Source organism: Mucilaginibacter sp. P2_A4 (assembly GCF_056405015.1).
On the sequence record NZ_JBFUCX010000019.1, the window covers coordinates 37,765 to 60,078 of the forward strand.

Annotated in this window: 19 protein-coding genes and 1 tRNA gene; 15 read left to right on the forward strand and 5 right to left on the reverse strand. The window is 42.0% G+C overall.

What is annotated here, in order from left to right:
* Window positions 1-473 precede the first annotated feature (473 nt).
* The 4 genes from obgE to AC1DYB_RS26580 all read right to left on the reverse strand — a co-directional run bounded on the left by obgE (window position 474) and on the right by AC1DYB_RS26580 (window position 3,014).
* Entirely contained in the window at window positions 474-1,472 is a 999-nt protein-coding gene (gene obgE, locus AC1DYB_RS26565; RefSeq protein ID WP_477439492.1) for a GTPase ObgE, read from the reverse strand.
* Between the two features lie 111 nt (window positions 1,473-1,583).
* A complete protein-coding gene (locus AC1DYB_RS26570; RefSeq protein ID WP_477397613.1) occupies window positions 1,584-2,156 on the reverse strand; it encodes an adenylate kinase in 573 nt (190 codons plus the stop codon).
* Window positions 2,157-2,212: 56 nt separating this feature from the next.
* Window positions 2,213-2,286: transfer RNA gene (locus tag AC1DYB_RS26575), tRNA-Arg, on the reverse strand.
* Between the two features lie 266 nt (window positions 2,287-2,552).
* The gene (locus AC1DYB_RS26580; protein WP_477397610.1) at window positions 2,553-3,014 is read right to left on the reverse strand and encodes a redoxin domain-containing protein; all 462 of its coding nucleotides are present in this window, start codon (window positions 3,012-3,014) and stop codon (window positions 2,553-2,555) included.
* Window positions 3,015-3,244: 230 nt separating this feature from the next.
* Here AC1DYB_RS26580 and AC1DYB_RS26585 point away from each other — a divergent pair, with 230 nt between their 5' ends.
* The 6 genes from AC1DYB_RS26585 to AC1DYB_RS26610 all read left to right on the forward strand — a co-directional run bounded on the left by AC1DYB_RS26585 (window position 3,245) and on the right by AC1DYB_RS26610 (window position 10,730).
* On the forward strand, window positions 3,245-5,635 hold the full coding sequence (locus AC1DYB_RS26585) for an ABC transporter permease (RefSeq protein ID WP_477439494.1): 2,391 nt from the start codon (window positions 3,245-3,247) through the stop codon (window positions 5,633-5,635).
* An 84-nt stretch (window positions 5,636-5,719) separates the two neighbouring features.
* The gene (locus tag AC1DYB_RS26590) at window positions 5,720-6,715 is read left to right on the forward strand and encodes an NAD(P)H-quinone oxidoreductase (protein ID WP_477439496.1); all 996 of its coding nucleotides are present in this window, start codon (window positions 5,720-5,722) and stop codon (window positions 6,713-6,715) included.
* 151 nt (window positions 6,716-6,866) lie between these two features.
* Window positions 6,867-8,372 carry a F0F1 ATP synthase subunit beta gene (atpD, locus tag AC1DYB_RS26595; RefSeq protein ID WP_477397604.1) on the forward strand — a complete coding sequence of 502 codons (1,506 nt, stop codon included), beginning with the start codon at window positions 6,867-6,869 and terminating at the stop codon, window positions 8,370-8,372.
* 82 nt (window positions 8,373-8,454) lie between these two features.
* The gene (gene atpC / locus AC1DYB_RS26600; protein WP_477439498.1) at window positions 8,455-8,709 is read left to right on the forward strand and encodes an ATP synthase F1 subunit epsilon; all 255 of its coding nucleotides are present in this window, start codon (window positions 8,455-8,457) and stop codon (window positions 8,707-8,709) included.
* A 275-nt stretch (window positions 8,710-8,984) separates the two neighbouring features.
* A complete protein-coding gene (locus AC1DYB_RS26605) occupies window positions 8,985-9,473 on the forward strand; it encodes a hypothetical protein (protein WP_477439500.1) in 489 nt (162 codons plus the stop codon).
* Window positions 9,474-9,779: 306 nt separating this feature from the next.
* Window positions 9,780-10,730, forward strand: a complete 951-nt coding sequence (locus tag AC1DYB_RS26610) for an energy transducer TonB (RefSeq protein WP_477439502.1) — start codon at window positions 9,780-9,782, stop codon at window positions 10,728-10,730.
* A gap of 20 nt (window positions 10,731-10,750) precedes the next feature.
* Here AC1DYB_RS26610 and AC1DYB_RS26615 read toward each other — a convergent pair whose 3' ends face one another.
* The gene (locus tag AC1DYB_RS26615; RefSeq protein WP_477439504.1) at window positions 10,751-11,539 is read right to left on the reverse strand and encodes a Fic family protein; all 789 of its coding nucleotides are present in this window, start codon (window positions 11,537-11,539) and stop codon (window positions 10,751-10,753) included.
* A gap of 521 nt (window positions 11,540-12,060) precedes the next feature.
* On the opposite strand from AC1DYB_RS26615, the gene ilvD reads away from it, so the two are divergent.
* The 9 genes from ilvD to leuB all read left to right on the forward strand — a co-directional run bounded on the left by ilvD (window position 12,061) and on the right by leuB (window position 22,281).
* Window positions 12,061-13,773, forward strand: a complete 1,713-nt coding sequence (gene ilvD, locus AC1DYB_RS26620) for a dihydroxy-acid dehydratase (RefSeq protein ID WP_477439506.1) — start codon at window positions 12,061-12,063, stop codon at window positions 13,771-13,773.
* A gap of 84 nt (window positions 13,774-13,857) precedes the next feature.
* Window positions 13,858-15,612: a biosynthetic-type acetolactate synthase large subunit gene (gene ilvB / locus AC1DYB_RS26625; RefSeq protein ID WP_295719994.1), complete on the forward strand. Its 1,755-nt coding sequence runs from the start codon at window positions 13,858-13,860 to the stop codon at window positions 15,610-15,612.
* 42 nt (window positions 15,613-15,654) lie between these two features.
* On the forward strand, window positions 15,655-16,257 hold the full coding sequence (gene ilvN / locus AC1DYB_RS26630; RefSeq protein WP_477398285.1) for an acetolactate synthase small subunit: 603 nt from the start codon (window positions 15,655-15,657) through the stop codon (window positions 16,255-16,257).
* A 153-nt stretch (window positions 16,258-16,410) separates the two neighbouring features.
* The gene (ilvC, locus tag AC1DYB_RS26635; protein WP_295719998.1) at window positions 16,411-17,469 is read left to right on the forward strand and encodes a ketol-acid reductoisomerase; all 1,059 of its coding nucleotides are present in this window, start codon (window positions 16,411-16,413) and stop codon (window positions 17,467-17,469) included.
* A gap of 159 nt (window positions 17,470-17,628) precedes the next feature.
* Window positions 17,629-19,044, forward strand: a complete 1,416-nt coding sequence (gene leuC / locus AC1DYB_RS26640) for a 3-isopropylmalate dehydratase large subunit (protein ID WP_477439508.1) — start codon at window positions 17,629-17,631, stop codon at window positions 19,042-19,044.
* A 115-nt stretch (window positions 19,045-19,159) separates the two neighbouring features.
* Window positions 19,160-19,570, forward strand: coding sequence for a GxxExxY protein (locus tag AC1DYB_RS26645; RefSeq protein WP_477439510.1), 411 nt, complete (start codon window positions 19,160-19,162; stop codon window positions 19,568-19,570).
* Between the two features lie 118 nt (window positions 19,571-19,688).
* On the forward strand, window positions 19,689-20,279 hold the full coding sequence (gene leuD, locus AC1DYB_RS26650) for a 3-isopropylmalate dehydratase small subunit (RefSeq protein ID WP_477439512.1): 591 nt from the start codon (window positions 19,689-19,691) through the stop codon (window positions 20,277-20,279).
* A gap of 88 nt (window positions 20,280-20,367) precedes the next feature.
* On the forward strand, window positions 20,368-21,159 hold the full coding sequence (locus tag AC1DYB_RS26655) for a class I SAM-dependent methyltransferase (RefSeq protein ID WP_477439514.1): 792 nt from the start codon (window positions 20,368-20,370) through the stop codon (window positions 21,157-21,159).
* Window positions 21,160-21,210: 51 nt separating this feature from the next.
* A complete protein-coding gene (gene leuB / locus AC1DYB_RS26660) occupies window positions 21,211-22,281 on the forward strand; it encodes a 3-isopropylmalate dehydrogenase (RefSeq protein ID WP_477439516.1) in 1,071 nt (356 codons plus the stop codon).
* Window positions 22,282-22,314 lie beyond the last annotated feature (33 nt).

The window sequence follows — 22,314 nt, forward strand, 5'->3', positions numbered from 1 at the left end:
CCTTTTTCAATAATTTACATTAGCTATAAAACATAGCGATCGGGGCATATATCCCCGGTTAAGGGAATTTATTCCACACTTGTTTAAAATTGCATATTGGGGTTGTTTCTGTGTTCATACTCATGGGGAGTTATGAAATTTCGCGAAACTTGAAGGAGAAATGACGTTTTTGAAAGCTTGTCGGCCTTTTAAAAAGTCTGTCATCCTGAGGAACGAAGGATCTATTCGCAGACTGTAAAGAGCGAAGAAGCATGGCGAATAACAGATCCTTCACTGCGTTCAGGATGACAAAAAGTACTTTTTTACGAGGACCGAAGGATCTATTCGCAGACTGTACAGGGCGAAGAAACATGTCGAAGAATAGACCCTTCGCTGCGTTCCAGGATGACAAAAAGTATTTTTTTTGCAAGGAACGAAGGATCTATTCGGAGACTGTACAGGGTGAAAAACTATCGCCTTGATGGCTGATAAGTTTATTTATTTATCTCGGCCCAAAGGAGATCCTTTAAACCCATAAGATTTTTTTGTGCTACTGATGATATGAATATGGAAGGAATCCCGGTGGGTAATTCGTGCTGCATTTCTGCCTGCAATTCCTCGTCAAGCAAATCCATTTTGGTAACCGCCAAAACGCGGGGCTTATGCATCAGTTCGGCGTTATACTCCTGCAACTCGTTCAATAATATTTCGTATTCCTCTTTTATGGTGCGGGTAGTATCAGCAGGTACCATAAACAACAATACCGAGTTACGTTCGATATGCCTCAAAAATCTAAATCCCAAACCTTTCCCTTGTGAAGCACCTTCAATAATTCCCGGAATATCGGCCATTACAAATGAACGGTTATCACGATAAGATACGATACCCAGGTTAGGCACCAATGTGGTAAAGGCATAATCGGCAATCTCGGGCTTGGCAGCAGACACTACCGAAAGCAGGGTTGATTTACCTGCATTGGGGAAGCCTACCAAACCAACATCGGCCAGTATTTTTAGTTCGAGTACGTTCCAGTCCTCTTTACCATCTTCGCCAGGTTGGGCAAAGCGGGGGGTTTGTTGTGTTGGTGTTTTAAAATGCCAGTTACCTAAGCCACCACGACCACCCGGAGTTAATATTTTGGTTTCACCATCCTGGGTTATCTCAAAGAGAATTTCCCCGGTTTCGGCATTTTTAATGGTGGTACCTAAAGGCACTTCCAGTATTTCATCCCTACCGGTTTTACCGCTTCTTAGTGAGCTACCACCAGAATCGCCGTCACCGGCAATTACGTGTTTGCGGTATTTAAGGTGCAGCATTGTCCATAACTGGGCATTACCTTTAACAATCACGTGACCGCCACGACCACCGTCGCCGCCATCCGGACCGCCCTTTGAAGTTAATATATCACGGTGTAAATGCGCAGAACCCGCCCCTCCGTGGCCACTACGGCAACAGATCTTCACATAATCAACAAAATTGGAACCTTGCGACATAACTTTTATTTTTTTTGAAGGGAAAGTCCGAAAGTCAGTAAAGTCCGGAAGTTTAAGATTTTTAACGCTCTTAACTTTCGGACTTTACTGACTTATTACTTTCCCGACTTCTTAATACGCTTCGATAACTTCACCTATCTGGCCAAAAATATGGTCGATAGAGCCGATACCGTAAACGCTTTTAAATTTATCCTGGTTTTTATAAAACCCGGCCACAGGTGCCGTTTTATCATTATATTCTTTAATACGCTTGCGTATCACCTCTGGGTTAGCATCATCTGGTCTGCCAGAATCTTTCCCCCGCAACAATAAACGTTGTTCAAGCTCATCATCGTCCACTTCAAGCGCTATCATTCCGGATATGGCTTCACCTTTACTGATCAAAAGATTATCCAAGGCTTCGGCCTGCGCAACTGTACGCGGGAAACCATCAAAAATAAATCCCTTTGCATCTTTATTGGCATCCAGCTTATTGCTGATCATACCTATAACTACCTCATCAGGAACCAGCACCCCTTCATCCATCAGCTTTTTAGCCTCTAACCCAAGTGCTGTTCCCTGCGCAATTTCGCCACGTAAAAGATCCCCTGTTGATAAATGGATTAAACCATGTTTTTCAATAAGCTTTTGTGACTGAGTCCCTTTCCCGGCTCCGGGAGGACCAAACAATACCAGGTTTAGCATGCTCGTAATAAATTAAAAGCCTTTCGGTACAACACAGAAAGGCTTAACGTTAAGGGTGCACTTGAAGGGAGTCGAACCCCTAACCTCCTGATCCGTAGTCAGGTGCTCTATCCAATTGAGCTACAAGTGCATTATTTCATCTATTCACACAAAATAGGAAGCTTCCTTATTTCCGTGCTTTTTGAAATGGAATGCAAAGATAGAATTACTTTTCAATCTATCACATTTTTTTTCAAAAAAATACACAATTTCATGCTTCACCATTATTGATATCGATCCATTTATATTGTGTATGAATTACTTAATTGTTTTTATACCTTTTAAAAAAATTAAATAACCGCGTAAAGAAGGCCGGCCAAACTTTATGTTTGGCCACCTTATATAAATTAAAAGCCTTTATTTAACTATAGCTGCAATTGCTTCAAAATTTGGCAAATCGGTAGCTACTTCCAAAACCTCTGCGTAAATGATATTTTGCTCTTCATCAATTACAAAAGCAGCACGCTTTGATACACCTTTTAAGCCCATTACAAAATTACTGTAGATAGCACCGTAAGCAGTTGATACTTCCTTGTTAAAATCCGACAGCAGATCAAACTGGTAGTTATTCTCTTCCTTAAACTTAGCCAGTGTAAAAGGCGAATCAACAGAAATCCCTAATATGGTGGCATTTAAACCATCATAATAGCCAAAACTATCGCGCATGGTACATAGTTGCGTGGTGCAAACACCTGTAAATGCAAACGGAAAAAAGTGCAGCACTACTTTACGGCCTTTAAAATCGGCCAGTGATGAACTTTGTAATGATGATGATACTAACGTAAATTGTGGCGCCGCCTGGCCGGTTTGTAATGACATATTGTTTTTTTATTGCAAATAAATTGTATTTGAACCGCAGTTACTAATCGTGCTCATAATTGAAATGTCAATTTATATCAACGCCATTAGTCAGCGCAGACCCTTCTGTAGTTTTAACTTTATTTAACAATCAGTTTTACAAAGCATTACATAGCTTAGTGATGCAGAAAATGCGCCCCTGGCTGCAAACTCTTGCCTGTTGATCCACGAGCCTTATTAAATTACATAACATGTTTAAAAACTTTATCAAAACCGCATTTCGCAGTCTTTTAAAAAACAAAGGATTCACAGCTATAAATATATTGGGCTTAGCATTAGGGCTGGCAACCTGCCTGCTGATTATATTTTATGTAGTTGATGAATTAAGCTACGATAGGTTTAATACTAAAGCCGACAGGATATACCGCGTAAATATGGATCTTAAATATGGCGGCAATGTAGCTTCATTTGCTATTACTCCCCCACCCCTGGCTGCAACATTGGTTACTAATTTCCCCGAGGTTGAAAAATGCGCCCGGCTGATACATGACACCGGCGTGCGAATTAAAAAAGGCGACGAATATATACAGGAAGAAAAAGTAGTTTACGCCGACTCTGAGCTTTTTGGCGTATTTACCTTACCGTTGGCAGAGGGTGATGCTAAAACCGCGCTATCGGCACCCAATACCGCCGTAATTACCGAGCGTACTGCCAAAAGATATTTTAACAATACGCATGCTGTGGGTAAAACGCTTACACTAAGCAACAATACCAGCTATAAAATTACCGGGGTAATGCGCGATATCCCTAATCAGTCGCATTTTAATTTTGATTTTTTCCTGTCGCTTGCCGCACGCGAGGATGCCAAAAGCAACGATTGGAATAACTTCAGTTATAGCACCTACATTTTATTTAAACCCGGAGCAGATCCTAAAAAGCTGGAAGCAAAATTACCGGCATTGATGAAAAAACAGCTTGGAGCAAATTATGACAGGCTTGAAAAAAGCGGCAATTACTTTAAGCTAAACATCATGCCACTGACTGATATCCACCTCAAATCAAACCGCCAGTATGAGCTTGGGGCAAACAGCAGTATATCTTACGTGTACATCTTCTCTGCAATCGCGCTATTTGTATTGCTGATAGCCTGCATTAATTTCATGAACATGTCTACCGCCCGCTCGGCCAACCGCGCAAGAGAAGTAGGCGTACGCAAGGTATTAGGATCATCGCGGCAATACCTGATAGCACAGTTCCTGTCCGAATCTTTATTGGTAACCATAGGGGCGGCCATCATTGCAGTAGTAGCGGCATGGGCATTACTTCCCCTATTTAACCAAATTGCCGGCAAGCAACTGGCTATTACTACGCAAACGCTTATGTGGCTGCTACCATCATTACTGGTTATTATTGTGGTTGTGGGCGTATTGGCTGGTTCATATCCTGCGTTTTACCTGTCGGCATTTCACCCCATCGCGGTATTAAAAGGCAAAATTGCTACGGGCTTTAAGGGTGGCAATTTCCGCAACATCCTGGTTGTTTTCCAGTTTGCTATCTCTATTTTTCTGATCATCGGCACCTTGGTGATTTATAATCAGCTAACCTATATCCAGCATAAGGATTTAGGTTTTAACCGTAACCAGGTATTGGTTGTTAAAAATGTGGATGTTTTACAAAACGCCAAAACCTTTAAACAGGAAGTAATGCAGGTTGCCGGAGTCAAAAGCGCTTCATTAAGCGGCTTTTTACCAACCGGGGTTGTAAGGCAGCCCGATGCTGTTTTCCGAAATAAAACGCCCGACCCTAAAAACGCCCTCTTTACCGAAATATGGCCCATTGACGAAGATTACCTAAGTACCATGGGCATGAGCATGGCAAAAGGCAGGGGGTTTTCCAGCCAGTTTACTACAGATTCGGCTGCCATCGTCATTAATGAAACGGCTGCGCGGATGCTGGGTTATGGAAACGATCCGCTGGATAAGAAACTATATCGCCCAACAGGAGGAGCCTTAAAGGAGTTTCATGTTATCGGCGTAGTAAAAGATTTTAATTTCAGCTCGCTCCGGGATAATATTACGCCTGTTGTGATGCTGCTGAGCGAAGATAAAGGCGCATTAAGCATTAAAACCAGTTCAACAAATATGAAGGCATTTGTGGCACAGGTTGAGCATAAATGGAACGGCATATCGCCCAACCAACACTTTGAATACTCCTTTATGGACCAGGATTTTAACGCCACCTATCGCACCGAGCAACGCACCGGAACGCTATTTTTAACATTTACCACCCTTGCCGTTGTTATTGCATGTTTAGGTTTGTTTAGCCTGGCTGCCTATGCTGCCGAGCAGCGCAATAAAGAGATCGGCATCCGTAAGGTATTGGGAGCAAGCGCATCGGCCATAGTAACCATGCTTTCAAAAGATTTTATAAAACTGGTATTGATCTCTTTTGTTATTGCAGCACCGCTGGCCTGGCTGGTCATGCAAAAATGGCTGCAGGGCTTTGCCTACCGGCAAAACATCCAATGGTGGGTACTTGTACTTTCGGGTCTGGGTGCTCTTGTTATCGCCTTTATTACCATAAGCGCTCAGTCATTCAAAGCCGCTATGAGCAACCCGGTAGATAGTCTAAAAAATGAGTAATCCATTAGTCAAAAATCTAAGATTTTGGGGTTGGGGTATTGGAGTTTTTAATTTAGGTTACCTTTGCCGCATATCATTTTTACTATGAAAGCAGTAATTATAACCAAGCCCGGCGGGCCTTCTGTTCTGCAAATAGCCGAAAGGCCCAAACCTGCCTATAGCGATAATGAAGTACTCATACAGGTGATGGCAGCAGGCGTAAACCGCCCCGATGTTTCTCAGCGGAAAGGCAATTACCCACCACCTGCAGGTGCGCCGCAGGATATTCCTGGGTTGGAAATTGCCGGTATTGTAGTTGCAATTGGCGCAACAGTAACCCACTTAATGGTTGGCGATAAGGTTTGCGCCCTGGTACTGGGTGGTGGCTATGCCGAATACTGTAACGCGCCTGAAGCGCAATGCTTGCCCATACCTGATAGCCTTTCATTTGATGAAGCGGCCTCACTGCCAGAAACTTTTTTTACCGTTTGGAGTAATGTGTTTGATAGGGCCGCCTTAAAAAGAAAAGAAACATTGCTGGTTCATGGTGGCTCAAGCGGCATTGGTGTAGCTGCTATACAAATGGCGCAAACGCTGGGACACAAAGTTTATGTTACAGCCGGATCTGATGATAAATGCCGTTTTTGCGAAACTTTGGGCGCTGTAAAAGCCATCAACTATAAAACAGAAAACTTTGCCGATGTGATTATGGAAATGACGGATGGGAAAGGAGTTGATGTAATCCTGGATATGATAGGCGGCAATTATACAGAAGGTAATATTAAATCGCTTGCAACGGAAGGAAGACTGGTACTAATCAATACCATGAATGGCAACAATGTACAGGTTGATCTGGCCCAGGTGATGAGGAAGCGGCTGGTAATTACCGGCTCGATGCTGCGTTCAAGAGAAGTGGAATTTAAAGGAAAAATAGCCCAAAACTTAAAAGAAACTATCTGGCCATTGTTGGCATGTGGTGATATTAAGCCGGTTATCCACGCCGTTTTCGCGGCTGCCGACGCCGGCAAAGCCCACGAGCTGATGGAGAGCAGTACTCATATTGGCAAAATTATACTCAATTTCGAGCATCTGGAACAATAATTTAAGCGGGTAGAAATTATCGTGCAAAAATGTTGCTTTTGGTATTTAAATATTTGGATAGAAATCATAACTTTGCGCCTCTGAAATAGCATCTTATATTTTTACGTAGGAACTATTAAAAAGGAAAATTTTTAAAAACACCAGGTTATATATGCCAAACATTGGAAAAATATCACGGATCATCGGTCCGGTAGTTGACGTAAGTTTCGCTGATGACGCTCATCTTCCCAGAATTTATGATGCGTTAGAGATCACGAAAGATAATGGCCAAAAAATCATTTTAGAAGTTCAACAGCATTTAGGCGAGGATCGTGTACGTGCGATTGCGATGGATTCAACAGACGGATTGCTACGTGGCATGCCGGTTGTGGATCTGGAATCGGCTATTAAAATGCCGGTTGGCGAAAACATTAAAGGCCGTGTATTTAACGTAGTAGGCGATGCTATCGATGGTATACCAAACCTTGATAAAACCAATGGCCGCCCTATCCACAATACTCCTCCGCGTTTCGAAGATCTATCTACCGAAACTGAAGTATTGTTTACAGGTATCAAAGTTATCGACTTACTGGAGCCTTATGTAAAAGGTGGTAAAATCGGTTTGTTTGGTGGTGCTGGTGTAGGTAAAACAGTATTAATTCAAGAGCTGATCAACAACATCGCGAAAGCTTATGCCGGTCTTTCGGTATTTGCGGGTGTTGGCGAGCGTACACGTGAAGGTAATGACCTTTTACGTGAGATGCTTGAAGCAGGCATTATAAAATATGGTGATGCATTTATGCATTCAATGGAAGAAGGTGGCTGGGATTTGTCTAAAATAGACAAAGAAGCTATGAAGGATTCCAAAGCGACATTTGTTTTCGGACAGATGAACGAGCCTCCTGGTGCACGTGCACGTGTGGCCTTATCAGGTTTAACTATTGCTGAGTATTTCCGTGATGGTGATGAGGATGGTAAAGGTCGCGATATCCTCTTCTTTATCGATAACATTTTCCGCTTTACACAAGCAGGTTCTGAAGTATCAGCGTTATTAGGTCGTATGCCATCTGCGGTAGGTTACCAGCCAACACTGGCAACTGAGATGGGTACAATGCAAGAGCGTATCACTTCAACCAAACGTGGTTCAATTACATCTGTACAGGCCGTTTACGTACCTGCGGATGATTTAACTGACCCTGCACCGGCAACAACATTTGCCCACTTAGATGCTACAACTGTATTATCCCGTAAAATTGCCGAGTTAGGTATTTATCCTGCTGTGGATCCTTTGGATTCTACATCACGTATCCTTAGCCCAGCTATTTTAGGTGATGAGCACTACAATACAGCTCAACGCGTTAAAGAAACATTACAACGTTACAAAGAGCTTCAGGATATCATCGCGATTTTAGGTATGGACGAGTTATCTGAAGAAGATAAACTGGTTGTATCACGTGCGCGTCGTGTTCAGCGTTTCCTTTCACAGCCGTTCCACGTTGCTGAGCAGTTCACCGGTTTAAAAGGTGTATTGGTCGACATTAAAGAAACCATTAAAGGTTTCAACATGATCATGGATGGCGAAGTTGATGAGTACCCAGAAGGTGCATTCAACTTAGTTGGAAGCATTGAAGATGCCATTGAAAAAGGTAAAAAATTATTAGCAGAAGCTAATAACTAATAGAATCAAGACATAAGAATCAAGAATCAAGAGAAGAGAAAAATCTTAACTCTTGATTCTTGATTCTTGAATCTAACAAAACATGACTTTAGAAATTCTTACTCCCGATAAAAAGATCTACGAGGGCGAAGCCACATCGGTAACCGTTCCTGGTACTTTGGGATTATTTGAAATATTAAATCACCACGCCCCTATCATTTCAACTTTACAGGATGGTAAATTAACCGTTCGTGGCGGCAGTGCTGCTAAAGAAGAAGTGTTTTTTATTAAAGGCGGTGTTGTTGAAGTACTAAACAATAAGGTCATTATTTTAGCCGAAGGAATTCTGCATAAATAAACTATACCCTTATTTTTCAGAAAAAACGTCCGGGTATAACACCCGGACGTTTTTTTTTKATCGTTTTTTTWATATTAGTATCTATTGCAATAAATATTATTAGAATTGTCGAAACCAAACCAATCACATGAAAAGAAACTTCATATTTTGCTTATTTCCAGAAACTTGGATCCCTGTCCAAAACGAGATCACGGAGGGAGACCACTTTTTACACAATCAGTCAGAAGTAATAAATATATGGAAAGGCACCGGAACACCATCTCCAAACAATTAAAATGAAAAAGATAATTTTAATCTTAACGTTAATTCCTTTTATAAGCACTTGTAAAAAAGGTGATGGTGCAAAAGAAGCACTACCAGACCACTTAATTTCATTTAAAGTTGCAACTGTTGATAATGAACAATTATCTGTTTATTACATAGATAGTATTAGTAATCAACAAATAGTTGTTAAGATACGGCCTTGGACCATTGCAGAAAATGTTGCCGATTCGGGCTATGCTACATACCTGGCCACCGGCAATTTTACTTCTAAATACTTGTTTGACGCATGCAGCAAAGGCGTCAAAAATTTCACCGTTCAATTTAAAAAAAACAATGTTTTAGAAAATCACAAATTGTTTATAAATTTTAAATACTTATCTCCACCAGGAGGATTTGAGATAGATGAAGTCCGTGTCGATAATACGTTGTTAACTAAGCTTCCACCCTCCGATTCAAGTTTAACAGGGCATTATGACACCGGCTTTATTTATGATCGGTAATTTCAAAACGGGTTGTTAACAATTGATATTCGGTATTTAAAATTGAAGCTACATATCCTTTTAGTCAAAAATTCAAGAAACAAGGAAACTTTTGACTCGCCCAACAAACAATTCCTTTACTTGAAAATAAGCGTGAATTTTATGTAACCAATAAGGTTAAACAAAACAATTAAAATGTTAAAAAATATCGCACTGAAAAAATTTGGGTGGTTTCTATTAGTAAGTTGTCTTATCCCCAAATTAGGATGGTCGCAATATGCGATAAAATTGGATGGCAGCAATACCTTCAAGCATAACCAATCGTACATGATTGATATTGCGGTAAAGCCAAAAGTTAAAACCTTGTTTATATCAGACCCGCAAGGATTGGTACCAATTGTTGCTTTTACAAAATACGCTGGTCCCTGGCTTAAAACAATAGATTCCATAATCATCCTCCGACCAGTAAAACCCGTATCACCGGAAAAAAAAGCACTAACCAACAGGCACATGAGAGCTTATTTAATCACTTCAAAAAGAGGTAGAGATTTCGAAATAGACTCTGCTGCTGACGTAAATCATCATGTCTATAACAGTCAATATCTTTATATAGTTAAGCCATCTTCCTCTACAGATTCAGTTTTAATATATTACTCGGAAGATGACGCAAGCTCTGCATGCTGTGATATTAAGCCAGATACAAATACTTTAACAAAGTACATCAACAACTTTGAAAAGAAATACCATGTAACGGTTGGAAGAATTTTCACTTACACCTACGGAGACGAAGGCGAAAACACTAAATATCTTACGCTCTCAGGACTAACACAAGAGCAAAGGATAAATTTTATTGATGAGAGGATACTATCGGTAAGTCCGGATCATATAGCACCCACAGTTTACCGGCCATTTTGGATATCTGTAGCAAAGTTTAATCACCTTCAAAAACGTTTTTCTGAACCACATATAGATGACCCAAATATGATTTTCATGTCGGTTGAGAATCCGCCTTATTATCCAAAAGGACGAAAAGCATTCGAAGAATACATTTATAGGAAGATGAATCTGCCTTCTCCTCCTGACGCCCCTATTATTATTTCGTTTGTTGTAAATAAGGACGGTACTTTAACTGATGAAAAAATTGGAAGAGGGACAAATGATCAGCTAAATCAAAAAATACTTTACATAATATCCCATTCATCCAAATGGAAGCCAGGAATTAATAATGGAAAAGCTGTAAGAGTAAAGTATACGATGTCCTTATACAACTTAAAATAATCGGTCATAATTAAAAGAAATTATCTGATCTCCAAAGCCTGCGGCAACATCAATAAAAACGCCAAAGCTTTTGAATAATCCAAAGTATCATACTCCAGGCCCAGCAACCTGATGTTGTTGTAATAGGTTTGATGCTGATTGTAGTACAATTTTTCTGATTGAAGGAACCATGCTTTTCCGCCTAATTTTTGCGCTACAAACCATTTCTCGAGTAACCGGGCTGTTCTGCCGTTGCCATCCTCAAAGGGATGAATCTTTACAAATACCAGGTGGACTAGCGCGGCAAAAAAGAATACTTCTGCTGTGCTTAACTCCGCTTTTAGCAGAACTTCAATATCAGCGTATAATTTGTTTAATTCCTTCTCAACCAGGTTGGGCAAACATGCAACATATTCAATTTTACCATCGGGAGTAATTACAAACATATTACCGGTTCTTAAATAGCCCCGGCGATGTTGTTGCAGGATGTGTGTAGTAAGTAAGGCATGGACCTGATTTACAGTCGCAGCATTCAATACCGAACGTTGGGCTAACTGGTAAGCTTCATAAAGGTCATCGATCTTTTGGGTATAATCGGGCAGGAATTTTACACCAAGCATTTTGTGCTTCATAAAAGAATCGAGCTCTATATTTTCCCCTTCTATTTTTGAGGAAAATACCGCAGATACCGAAGTATAGAAACTAAAGGTATCGGCAGAGAGTTCACTTTCTTTTAAAAAGCTAAACTTTTGAGCTAAAGAATCATCAACCTGCTGCAAAAAATCGCCCAGTAAATCAGTTGTTAATATATTTAAATGAATGTCTATCACAATAATCAATAAGAAACTTTACCGTGGCCCTTTAAGCCTTCGTAAAATTAGCAAAAGAAGCGGGATAGATGTGCGGATTTTAGATTACAAATGTGCAGATGTGAATTTTTTGATGTGTGAATTTTGGAATATAGACTTGCAAATTTTGACTCGAAGCAAATGCAGCTTCACCTGCATATCTGCACATTTAAAATCTGCATATCTAAACAACTTTTCCTGTCATCTACCCCATTTCAGGAAGAAAATCGGCAACTTACTATGCATGCATAAAACACGTACCGAATACCGTTTTGAACTTTGGTCTATTTTATGAAAATTTATATATTGAATAAACATAAATTAACGTAACTTTATATTGATTAAACATGAAAATACAATATAATATACTTTTTGAAAAAATAAATCTTAACTATTGTTATTCGCGGTTGCTATATCTACCTTACGTTTATTGATTCGCGTAATCACATAAACCTGATCAACAACCAGAATAATTTACAAAGTTAGTCTATCTAAAAAATAAAATGAGTTCATCATCAGATACCACAGCGGCTATAGAATTGAATAAGTATAGCAAAACTTTCACCCAGGATCCAACACAGCCTGCCGCGCAGGCCATGCTTTATGGCATCGGTTTAACAGACGATGACATGCGCAAAGCTCAGGTTGGTGTGGCAAGTATGGGCTACGATGGCAATACCTGCAATATGCACCTGAATGACTTGGCTAAACTGGTTAAACAAGGTATCTGGGATGAGGACATGGTAGGTTTGATATTCCACACCATTGGCGTAAGTGATGGTATGAGCAACGGTACCGAAGGCATGCGCTACTCTTTAGTGAGCCGCGACATCATTGCCGATTCTATCGAAGCTGTTACCGGCGCCCAGTATTATGATGGCTTGATTACTTTGCCTGGTTGTGATAAAAACATGCCGGGCTCCATTATGGCAATGGGCCGTTTAAACCGCCCGTCTATCATGGTATATGGTGGTACTATTAAACCTGGTCACTGGAAAGGTGAAGACCTGAACATTGTATCGGCATTTGAGGCTTTGGGCAAAAGAATGGCGGGTACTATTGAGGATGTTGATTTTATGGGCATCATTAAAAATGCCTGTCCAAGCGCGGGTGCATGTGGTGGCGTTTATACGGCCAACACTATGGCTGCCGCTATTGAGGCTTTGGGCATGAGTTTGCCTTACTCATCATCAAACCCCGCATTAAGCGAAGATAAAAAAGCTGAATGCCTGGCAGCAGGTAAGGCTATCAAAATATTATTAGAGAAAGACATTAAACCATCAGACATCATGACCCGCCAGGCATTTGAAAATGCCATAGTGGTAATCATGGTACTGGGCGGATCCACCAACGCGGTATTGCACCTGATAGCGATGGCTAAAAGTGTTGATGTTAAGGTAACCCAGGATGATTTCCAAACCATCAGCAACCGTATCCCGGTATTGGCCGATATGAAGCCAAGCGGTAAATACATGATGGAAGACCTGCATAACGTTGGCGGCGTACCCGCCGTAATGAAATATTGCCTTAAACAAGGCTGGCTGCATGGCGATTGCCTTACCGTTACCGGCAAAACCATTGCCGAAAACTTAGCCGAAGTTCCTGAGCTTGATTTTGATGCTCAAAAGATTATATGGCCGGTTGAAAGCCCTGTAAAAGCTACCGGTCACTTACAAATACTTTATGGCAACATTGCCGAGAGTGGTAGTGTAGCCAAGATCAGCGGTAAAGAAGGCACTCATTTTGAAGGCCCTGCCCGCGTATTTGATGGTGAGTTTGAACTGATACATGGCATACAAAGTGGTCGAGTCAAAAAAGGTGATGTGGTGGTTATCCGCAACGTAGGCCCTAAAGGCGCACCGGGTATGCCCGAAATGCTTAAGCCAACATCGGCCATTTTTGGCGCAGGTCTAGGTAGCTCTGTAGCATTAATTACCGACGGACGTTTTAGCGGTGGTACGCACGGTTTTGTGGTAGGCCACATCACCCCTGAAGCTTTTGACGGGGGCGCCATAGGTTTAATTAACGACGATGATAAGATCATTATTGATGCAACAAGCAATACCATCAATGTGATATTAACAGACGAAGAAATGGCAGCACGCAAAGCCGCCTGGAAACAGCCCGCTTTAAAAGCAACCAAAGGCTTATTATACCGTTACGCCAAAACTGTAAGCTCTGCTGCTGAAGGTTGCGTAACAGATGAAATGCCTTAAGAGGATTAAGGAACAAGGATTAATAGAAAAAAGATATAGGAACAATCGGTGAAATCAAAAATCACCGGTGAAATCAAGATAAAAATGGAGACGCAAACAATAGTTCAGGAAATCGGTGAAATCGCAGGAGAATCTGAGAAAGCACCAATAGTTGAAGTTTCAGGGTCGGTAGCATTATTGGAGGCATTGATTGTTGAAGGTGTTGATACCATCTTCGGCTATCCGGGTGGCGCAATTATGCCCATCTACGATGCTTTGTTTGATTACAAAGAAAAGCTGAATCATATCCTGGTTCGCCATGAGCAGGGTGGCATCCATGCTGGGCAGGGCTATGCACGCTCATCTGGCAAAGTAGGTGTTGTGTTTGCTACAAGCGGTCCGGGTGCTACTAACCTGGTAACCGGTTTGGCCGATGCGCAAATTGACAGCACACCATTGGTATGTATCACCGGGCAGGTTTTCGCGCATCTTTTAGGTACCGATGCCTTCCAGGAAACAGACGTGATCAATATTACAACCCCGGTAACTAAATGGAACTACCAGGTAACTGACGCCAATGAGATCCCTGAAGTAATTGCCAAGGCTTTCTATATCGCCAAAAGCGGCCGCCCCGGACCAGTATTGATCGACATTACAAAAAATGCGCAGATCCAGTTATTTAACTATAAAGGGTATACACCTTGCAACCATATCCGCAGCTATCGGCCAAAACCTATAGTTCGCCCGCAATACATACAGGAAGCTGCTGCTTTAATTAACGAAGCCAAAAAACCATTTATTCTTTTTGGACAAGGCGTTATTTTAGGCAGCGCCGAGCAGGAATTTAAAGCTTTTGTTGAAAAAAGTGGTATCCCTGCAGCATGGACAGTTTTAGGCGCCGGTGCTATCCCAACAAGTCATCCGCTAAACGTGGGCATGCTGGGCATGCATGGTAACTACGGCCCTAACGTATTAACCAACGAATGTGATGTATTGATAGCTATCGGTATGCGTTTTGATGATCGTGTAACCGGTCGTTTGGATAAATACGCTAAACAGGCTAAAGTTATCCATTTGGATATTGACCCGGCCGAGATAGACAAGAACGTAAAATCAACCGTGCCTGTTTGGGGCGATTGTAAAGAAACTTTACCCTTGCTTACAGCCGCTATCCAGCAAAAACAACATACCGAATGGCTGGCCAAATTCAATGAATATACCCGCCAGGAAGTTGAGCAGGTAATTGAGCCCGAATTAAACCCAACCTCATTAGAAATGACAATGGGTGAGGTTATTAAACAACTGAACGAAATTACCAAAGGCGAAGCGGTAATAGTTACCGATGTGGGTCAGCACCAAATGGTGGCCTGCCGCTATGCTCAATTCAACAATACCCGCAGCAATGTTACCAGCGGTGGTTTAGGTACTATGGGCTTTGCCCTACCAGCTGCCATTGGTGCTAAATTTGGCGCTCAGGACCGTACAGTTGTGGCTATCATCGGCGATGGTGGCTTTCAAATGACCTGCCAGGAACTGGGTACTATTATGCAATGCGGCATTGATGTAAAGATCATTATCCTGAACAATCGTTTCCTGGGTATGGTGAGGCAATGGCAGGAGCTGTTTAACTCTCGCCGCTATTCGTTCGTTGATATCCAAAGCCCCGATTTTGTGGCGCTGGCAGCAGCATACCGCATCCCCGGTAGAGTGATCAACGACCGTAAGGATCTTCCATCGGCATTAAATGAAATGCTAAACAACAAAGGATCATTCCTTTTGGAAGTAATGGTTACCAAAGAGAACAACGTGTTCCCGATGGTGCCACAAGGATGCAGTGTAAGCGAGATCAGGTTAAAATAGGCCCCCTAACCCCCTGAAGGGGGAACTTAAAAAAAAGAAATCATGACCCAGGATATAGAAAAACAGGAATTTAACATCACGGTTTATACCGAAAACCAGATTGGTTTATTGAACCGGATAGCCATTATATTTACCCGTCGTAAAATCAATATAGATAGCTTGAATACTTCTCCTTCGGAGATAGAGAGCATTCACCGCTTTAATATTGTGATCACCGAATCGGAAGATGTGGTACGCAAGTTAACGCGCCAGATTGAGAAACAGGTAGAAGTATTAAAATGCTATTATCATACCAACGAAGATGTGATTTGGCAGGAAATGGCGTTATATAAAGTATCGACAGATGTTATTGCCGAAAAGGTGAGCGTTGAGCGTTTATTGCGCGAGAACGGTGCCCGCGCGGTAGTGATTCGTAAGGATTACACGGTGTTTGAAACTACCGGTCACCGCGAGGAAACCGATAACCTGATCAGCATATTACAGCCTTACGGTTTGATAGAATTTGTACGTAGCGCACGTGTTGCAATTATTAAAGATAGTGATGGATTTAACCGTAAATTGCGCGAGTTTGAGCGCCTTGAACCGGGCGAAGACGTTATCGAAAACGAATATTTAAACCAGGGACAAAAAGTATTTACGATGTAAGGAAAAGGTGAAAGGCTAAAGCTGAAAGGTAAAAGGCCCAACCCTAATCAACGAAATCACCTTAACCGGTGAAATCAAAAAATAAAATATAAACTTTAACAATAAAATCGGTGAAATCATCCTTAATTGGTGAAATCACAAAAATTAAAAATCATGGCAAAATTAAATTTCGGCGGTACCGAAGAAAATGTGGTTACCCGCGATGAGTTCCCTTTATCAAAAGCTCAGGAAGTACTAAAAGACGAAGTTGTAGCAGTAATTGGCTATGGCGTTCAAGGTCCGGGTCAGGCGTTAAACCAAAAAGACAATGGCATTAATGTAATTGTTGGTCAGCGTAAAGGCACCAAAACTTGGGATAAAGCTGTAAGTGATGGCTTTGTACCGGGCGAAACCCTTTTTGAAATTGAAGAAGCTTTAGAAAGAGGAACAGTAATTTGCTACTTATTAAGTGATGCAGCACAGATTGCCTTATGGCCAACTGTTAAAAAACACCTTACTCCGGGTAAAGCATTATACTTCTCTCACGGGTTTGGTATTACTTTTAACGAGCAAACAGGTATCATTCCACCGGCTGATGTTGACGTATTTTTGGTTGCCCCTAAAGGCTCTGGTACATCATTACGCCGTATGTTTTTGCAAGGCCGTGGCTTAAATTCAAGCTATGCAATCTTCCAGGATGCAACAGGTAAAGCATTTGATCGTGTTATTTCGTTAGGTATCGCTGTAGGTAGCGGTTATTTATTCGAAACCAACTTCAAAAAAGAAGTATTCAGCGATTTAACCGGCGAGCGTGGTACACTAATGGGTTGTATCCAGGGTATTTTTGCTGCTCAGTACGAAGTATTGCGCACCAATGGTCACTCTCCATCTGAAGCCTTTAACGAAACTGTTGAAGAGTTAACCCAATCATTAATGCCTTTAGTTGCAGAAAATGGTATGGACTGGATGTATGCCAATTGCTCAACTACAGCACAACGTGGTGCTTTGGATTGGTGGAAAAAATTCCGCGATGCCACTAAACCGGTATTTGAAGAATTATACAAAAGCGTTGCAACAGGTGTTGAGTCACAACGTTCAATCGACTTAAACAGCCAGCCTGATTACCGCGAAAAATTAGACGCGGAATTAAAAGAATTACGCGAAAGCGAATTATGGCAGGCAGGTAAAACTGTACGCAGCTTACGTCCTGAAAACCAGGTTGTAGAAGCTTAAAATAAGTATCAAGTAGTTAGTATCAGGTAGCAAGACTTTTTTGACTTGCTGCTGGTACTAACTACTTGTTATAAATACCAATGCAGTATCAAAAATCAAGCTGGCCGCCCGCTGTCAGGTACTTGATACTTGATACTAACTACTTGATACAATAAAACCATGGGACAAACATTATTCGATAAAATTTGGGATGCGCACGTCGTCAGTAGCAACGAGGGTTTTCCTGACATTTTATACATCGACACACACTTTATTCACGAGGTAACCAGTCCGCAGGCATTTGATGGTTTGCGTACAAGAGGTTTACCGGTTTTCAGGCCCAAACAAACAGTGGCCACTGCCGATCATAACGTTCCTACAATTGATCAGCACCTCCCCATTAAAGAAGAACTTTCCCGCTACCAGGTTGATATGCTCACCAAAAACTGTGCAGAATTTGGTATCGAGTTGTATGGATTAGGTCATCCTTTCCAGGGTATTGTACACGTAATAGGGCCCGAGCTGGGTATCACCCGTCCCGGAGGCACTTATGTTTGCGGCGATAGCCATACCTCAACACACGGCGCTTTTGGTGCCATAGCATTTGGTATAGGCACCTCACAGGTGGAGCAGGTAATGGCTACACAGTGTTTACTGCAATCGCGCCCAAAACGCATGAAGATTGAAGTTAACGGCAAACTGCATAACGGCGTTGGCGCTAAAGATATCATCCTGTACATCATTGCAAAGATCTCGGCCGCAGGCGGTACGGGTTATGCTGTGGAATATGCAGGCGATACCATCCGCTCATTAAGTATGGAAGGCCGCATGACTATCTGTAACATGAGCATCGAAATGGGTGCCCGTTGTGGTTTGATTGCTCCCGATGAAACAACTATTGAATATGTAAAAGGCCGCGAATTTGCTCCAAAGGGCGAAGAGTGGGATAAAGCAGTAGCTTACTGGAAAACTTTATACTCAGATGCTGATGCAGCTTTTGATGAAGTATTATCCTTTAATGCCGAAGATATTGAGCCAATGATCACCTACGGAACAAATCCGGGTATGGGTATCGGCATAACACAACACGTTCCCGAAACTGCTTCGTTTGAGGCAAAAGAACAGGGATCGTACAAAAAAGCCCTTGACTACATGGGTTTGCATGATGACGAACTATTATTAGGTAAGCCTATTGATTACGTTTTCATCGGCAGCTGTACCAACTCGCGTATAGAAGATTTACGCCAGGTTGCCGAATTTGTAAAAGGCAAACACAAGGCAGATAACGTAGTAGCATGGGTAGTTCCCGGCTCCAAACAAGTACAGGAACAAGCCATCCGCGAAGGTCTTGATAAGATATTAGGTGAAGCAGGTTTCCCTCTGCGTGAACCAGGCTGCAGCGCATGTTTAGGCATGAACGAGGATAAGATCCCCGCAGGTAAATACTGTGTATCTACCTCCAACCGTAACTTCGAAGGCAGGCAGGGACCAAACTCACGCACTTTCCTGGCAAGCCCGCTAACCGCAGCTGCTTCTGCAATTACAGGTAAGGTGACGGATATAAGGGAATTTTTGTCTGAATCAGAATTAGCATAAGTCTGAACCGGAATTAAACGAATTTGTTGAATTAACAGAATTTTAAAACATCGCTTCGAGAATTCTAAAATTCAGGTAATTCAACAAATTCAGGTTCAGAAAAATAAAATGATAAATGGACACCTTTAAAAAGACGCCTGAAGAATTTAAAGATTGCAGCAGCAGAATCATTGGATGTGCAATGCGGGTCCATTCTTCTTTAGGCAATGGCTTTCAAGAGGTGATCTATCAAAGGGCATTAGAGATAGAGATGGCCTTAGCTGGGTTGGTTTTTACAAGAGAGATGGAAATGCCAATCTTTTACAGAAATGAGCAGATTGGAGCAAGGCGGGTTGATTTCTTTGTAGAAGGCGAAATAATGGTTGAGTTGAAAGCCCTTATTCTTTTAGAGGATGTTCACCTTACACAAGGCATTAACTATCTTGAAGCTTATAATATTAAAATAGGATTACTTATAAATTTTGGAAGTAAGAGCCTGCAATTTAAAAGACTACTGAATAAAAAATACATTCCAGATACTGTCTGAAACGAAATTAAACGAATTAAAGAATGAATAAGAGTTTTAAAATTCTAATTCAATAAATTCTAAAATTCGTGTAATTCCAAAAATTCGACAAATTCCGGTTCAGAAAAAAACAAATATCATGAGTACCAAAATATTCAAACATATCCAAACCAGCGTGGTGCCTTTGCCTATCGAGAATATCGATACGGACCAGATCATTCCTGCCCGGTTTTTGAAAGCCACTACCCGCGATGGTTTTGGCAATAACTTATTCCGCGACTGGCGTTTTGACGGCGACGACAACCCTAAACAGGATTTCGTACTCAATAACCCAAATTACAGTGGTAAAATATTGGTTGCAGGCAAGAACTTTGGTTGCGGCAGTAGTCGCGAGCATGCTGCCTGGGCCATTGCCGATTATGGCTTTGATGCCGTGGTAAGCAGTTTTTTTGCCGATATTTTTAAAGGCAACGCCCTAAACAACGGCTTGCTGCCGGTACAGGTGAGCGATGACTTTTTAAAGAAGATCTTTGATGCGGTTTATGCCGATGAGCATGCCGTGGTTGAGATTGATCTGGTTGATCAGTTTATTAAAATTGTAGCAACCGGCGAGCAGGAAACCTTTGAGGTTAATCCCTACAAAAAAGCCTGTATGACCAACGGCTATGATGATATCGACTACATCCTGAGCAAAAAGGAATTGATAGCCGAATTTGAAGCAAAGAGATAGTCGATGGTCAATGGTCGATAGACCATGGAAAAAATACCATGGACCATCGACTATGGACCATGGACTAAACTAATAAACCTGTGAACTAATGAACAAAACAATCCAACGAGAAGGAAAAGGCACCGCTAAGTTATTTGACGAGCGAAGACTGGAGGCTGATTACGCAACGTTATCGCCCCTCCTCACTCCTGGCCTCAGGGTTTTGGATGTGGGTTGTGGTACGGGTGCTATCTCTAAGGATATAGCTGCTAAGGTTGGTTCTGCCGGTCATGTAACGGGGATTGATAACACCGAGTATTTTATCCAAAGCGGTAAGGAAACTTATGCTGATGTTAAAAACCTGGAGCTGATTTATACCGATCTGTTTGCCTATGAGCCGGAAGAAAAGTTCGACCTGATTGTAGCGGCAAGAGTTTTGCAATGGCTAAACAACCCTGTTGAAGCATTGAAAAAAATGTACTCGTTGTTGAAACCGGGCGGAATAGTATCTATATTAGATTATAACCACGAGGCGCTGGAATGGCAGCCACAACCGCCGCCAAGTATGCTGCGGTTTTATGCTACCTTTTTAAGATGGCGCGGTGATGCCGGTATGAATAATCACATAGCCGAGGATTTGCCCGGTTATTTTGAAGAGGCCGGTTTTACGGGCATTGTTTCACTTGATGCGGATGAGGTTTATAAAAAAGGCCAGCCGAACTTCGTCAATAAAGCAGGTATCTGGGCAAAGGTAGCCATGTCAAAACAAATGGTTGAAGAAGGCTATATTGATGATGAGTTGCGCCTGCTGGCGATAGATGAGTATACCGAATGGGTAGAAAATGACGCGGAGCGCATGACAATGAAATTAAAAGAAATACGCGGCACAAAACCCGCGTAACAATATCTAATTATAACAAAAAAATTCCCCCTTTAGGGGGTTAGGGGGCTCATGAAGAAACATATTTTAGTAATACCCGGCGACGGGATAGGCCCCGAGGTTACCACCTGGGGTAAAGCGGTTTTAGAAAAAATTGGTCAGGATTTTGGCCATGAGTTTACCTTTGACGAAGCCCTGATGGGCCATGCAGGTATCGAAGCTACAGGCAATCCCCTGCCCGATGAAACGTTAGCAAAAGCAAAAGCCAGTGATGCCATATTATTTGGCGCTATTGGTCATATTAAATATGATAATGATCCATCTGCAAAGGTGCGCCCGGAGCAGGGATTATTGAAGATACGTAAAGAACTGGGCTTGTATGCCAACCTTCGTCCCATCATGTTATTTGATGAGCTGCTGGATGCTTCAAGCCTGAAACCGGAAATTTTGAAAGGAACCGACATTCTTTTCTTCCGGGAGCTTACCGGCGATGTTTACTTCGGTGAGAAAAAACGCAGCGAGGACCGCAACACGGCTTCCGATCTGATGATCTATTCCCGTTACGAGGTGGAGCGCATCGCTATAAAAGCATATGAAGCTGCCATGGTACGTGGTAAAAGATTATGTTCTGTTGATAAAGCCAACGTGCTGGAGTCGTCACGCCTGTGGCGCGAGGTGGTTCAGGAAATGGCCAAAAACTATCCTGAGGTTGAAACCGAGCATATGTTTATTGATAATGCAGCCATGCAACTGGTTAAAAACCCTAAAAAGTTTGATGTGGTATTAACCGCCAACCTTTTTGGTGATATTTTAACTGATGAAGCATCGCAGATTGCCGGTTCAATGGGGATGCTGGCATCGGCATCAATTGGCGATGGCACGGGCTTTTTTGAGCCTATCCATGGTTCGGCACATGATATTGCGGGTATGGATAAGGCCAATCCACTGGCATCTATATTATCCGTAGCTTTGATGTTAGAGATCAGCTTCGGGCTTAAAGATGAAGCCAAACTGATCACATCGGCTATTGATAAAACGTTGAAAGATGGTTACCGCACCGGCGATATTGCTGATGCCAATACCGATAAAAGCAAAATTTTAGGCACCAAAGCCATGGGGCAAAAAGTGCTGGAGTACTTATAGGTTAAAGGCAAAAAGTCAAAGGCGAAAGGTTAA

Coding starts and splice junctions, on each gene's coding strand:
- ilvB (WP_295719994.1), top strand. CDS start 13,858: ATGGAGACGCAAACAATAGTTCAGGAAATCGGTGAAATCGCAGGAGAA.
- obgE (WP_477439492.1), bottom strand. CDS start 1,472: ATGTCGCAAGGTTCCAATTTTGTTGATTATGTGAAGATCTGTTGCCGT.
- AC1DYB_RS26645 (WP_477439510.1), top strand. CDS start 19,160: ATGGACACCTTTAAAAAGACGCCTGAAGAATTTAAAGATTGCAGCAGC.
- ilvD (WP_477439506.1), top strand. CDS start 12,061: ATGAGTTCATCATCAGATACCACAGCGGCTATAGAATTGAATAAGTAT.
- AC1DYB_RS26655 (WP_477439514.1), top strand. CDS start 20,368: ATGAACAAAACAATCCAACGAGAAGGAAAAGGCACCGCTAAGTTATTT.
- AC1DYB_RS26585 (WP_477439494.1), top strand. CDS start 3,245: ATGTTTAAAAACTTTATCAAAACCGCATTTCGCAGTCTTTTAAAAAAC.
- ilvN (WP_477398285.1), top strand. CDS start 15,655: ATGACCCAGGATATAGAAAAACAGGAATTTAACATCACGGTTTATACC.
- ilvC (WP_295719998.1), top strand. CDS start 16,411: ATGGCAAAATTAAATTTCGGCGGTACCGAAGAAAATGTGGTTACCCGC.
- atpD (WP_477397604.1), top strand. CDS start 6,867: ATGCCAAACATTGGAAAAATATCACGGATCATCGGTCCGGTAGTTGAC.
- AC1DYB_RS26570 (WP_477397613.1), bottom strand. CDS start 2,156: ATGCTAAACCTGGTATTGTTTGGTCCTCCCGGAGCCGGGAAAGGGACT.
- leuD (WP_477439512.1), top strand. CDS start 19,689: ATGAGTACCAAAATATTCAAACATATCCAAACCAGCGTGGTGCCTTTG.
- leuC (WP_477439508.1), top strand. CDS start 17,629: ATGGGACAAACATTATTCGATAAAATTTGGGATGCGCACGTCGTCAGT.
- AC1DYB_RS26580 (WP_477397610.1), bottom strand. CDS start 3,014: ATGTCATTACAAACCGGCCAGGCGGCGCCACAATTTACGTTAGTATCA.
- AC1DYB_RS26590 (WP_477439496.1), top strand. CDS start 5,720: ATGAAAGCAGTAATTATAACCAAGCCCGGCGGGCCTTCTGTTCTGCAA.
- leuB (WP_477439516.1), top strand. CDS start 21,211: ATGAAGAAACATATTTTAGTAATACCCGGCGACGGGATAGGCCCCGAG.
- AC1DYB_RS26610 (WP_477439502.1), top strand. CDS start 9,780: ATGATTGATATTGCGGTAAAGCCAAAAGTTAAAACCTTGTTTATATCA.
- AC1DYB_RS26605 (WP_477439500.1), top strand. CDS start 8,985: ATGAAAAAGATAATTTTAATCTTAACGTTAATTCCTTTTATAAGCACT.
- atpC (WP_477439498.1), top strand. CDS start 8,455: ATGACTTTAGAAATTCTTACTCCCGATAAAAAGATCTACGAGGGCGAA.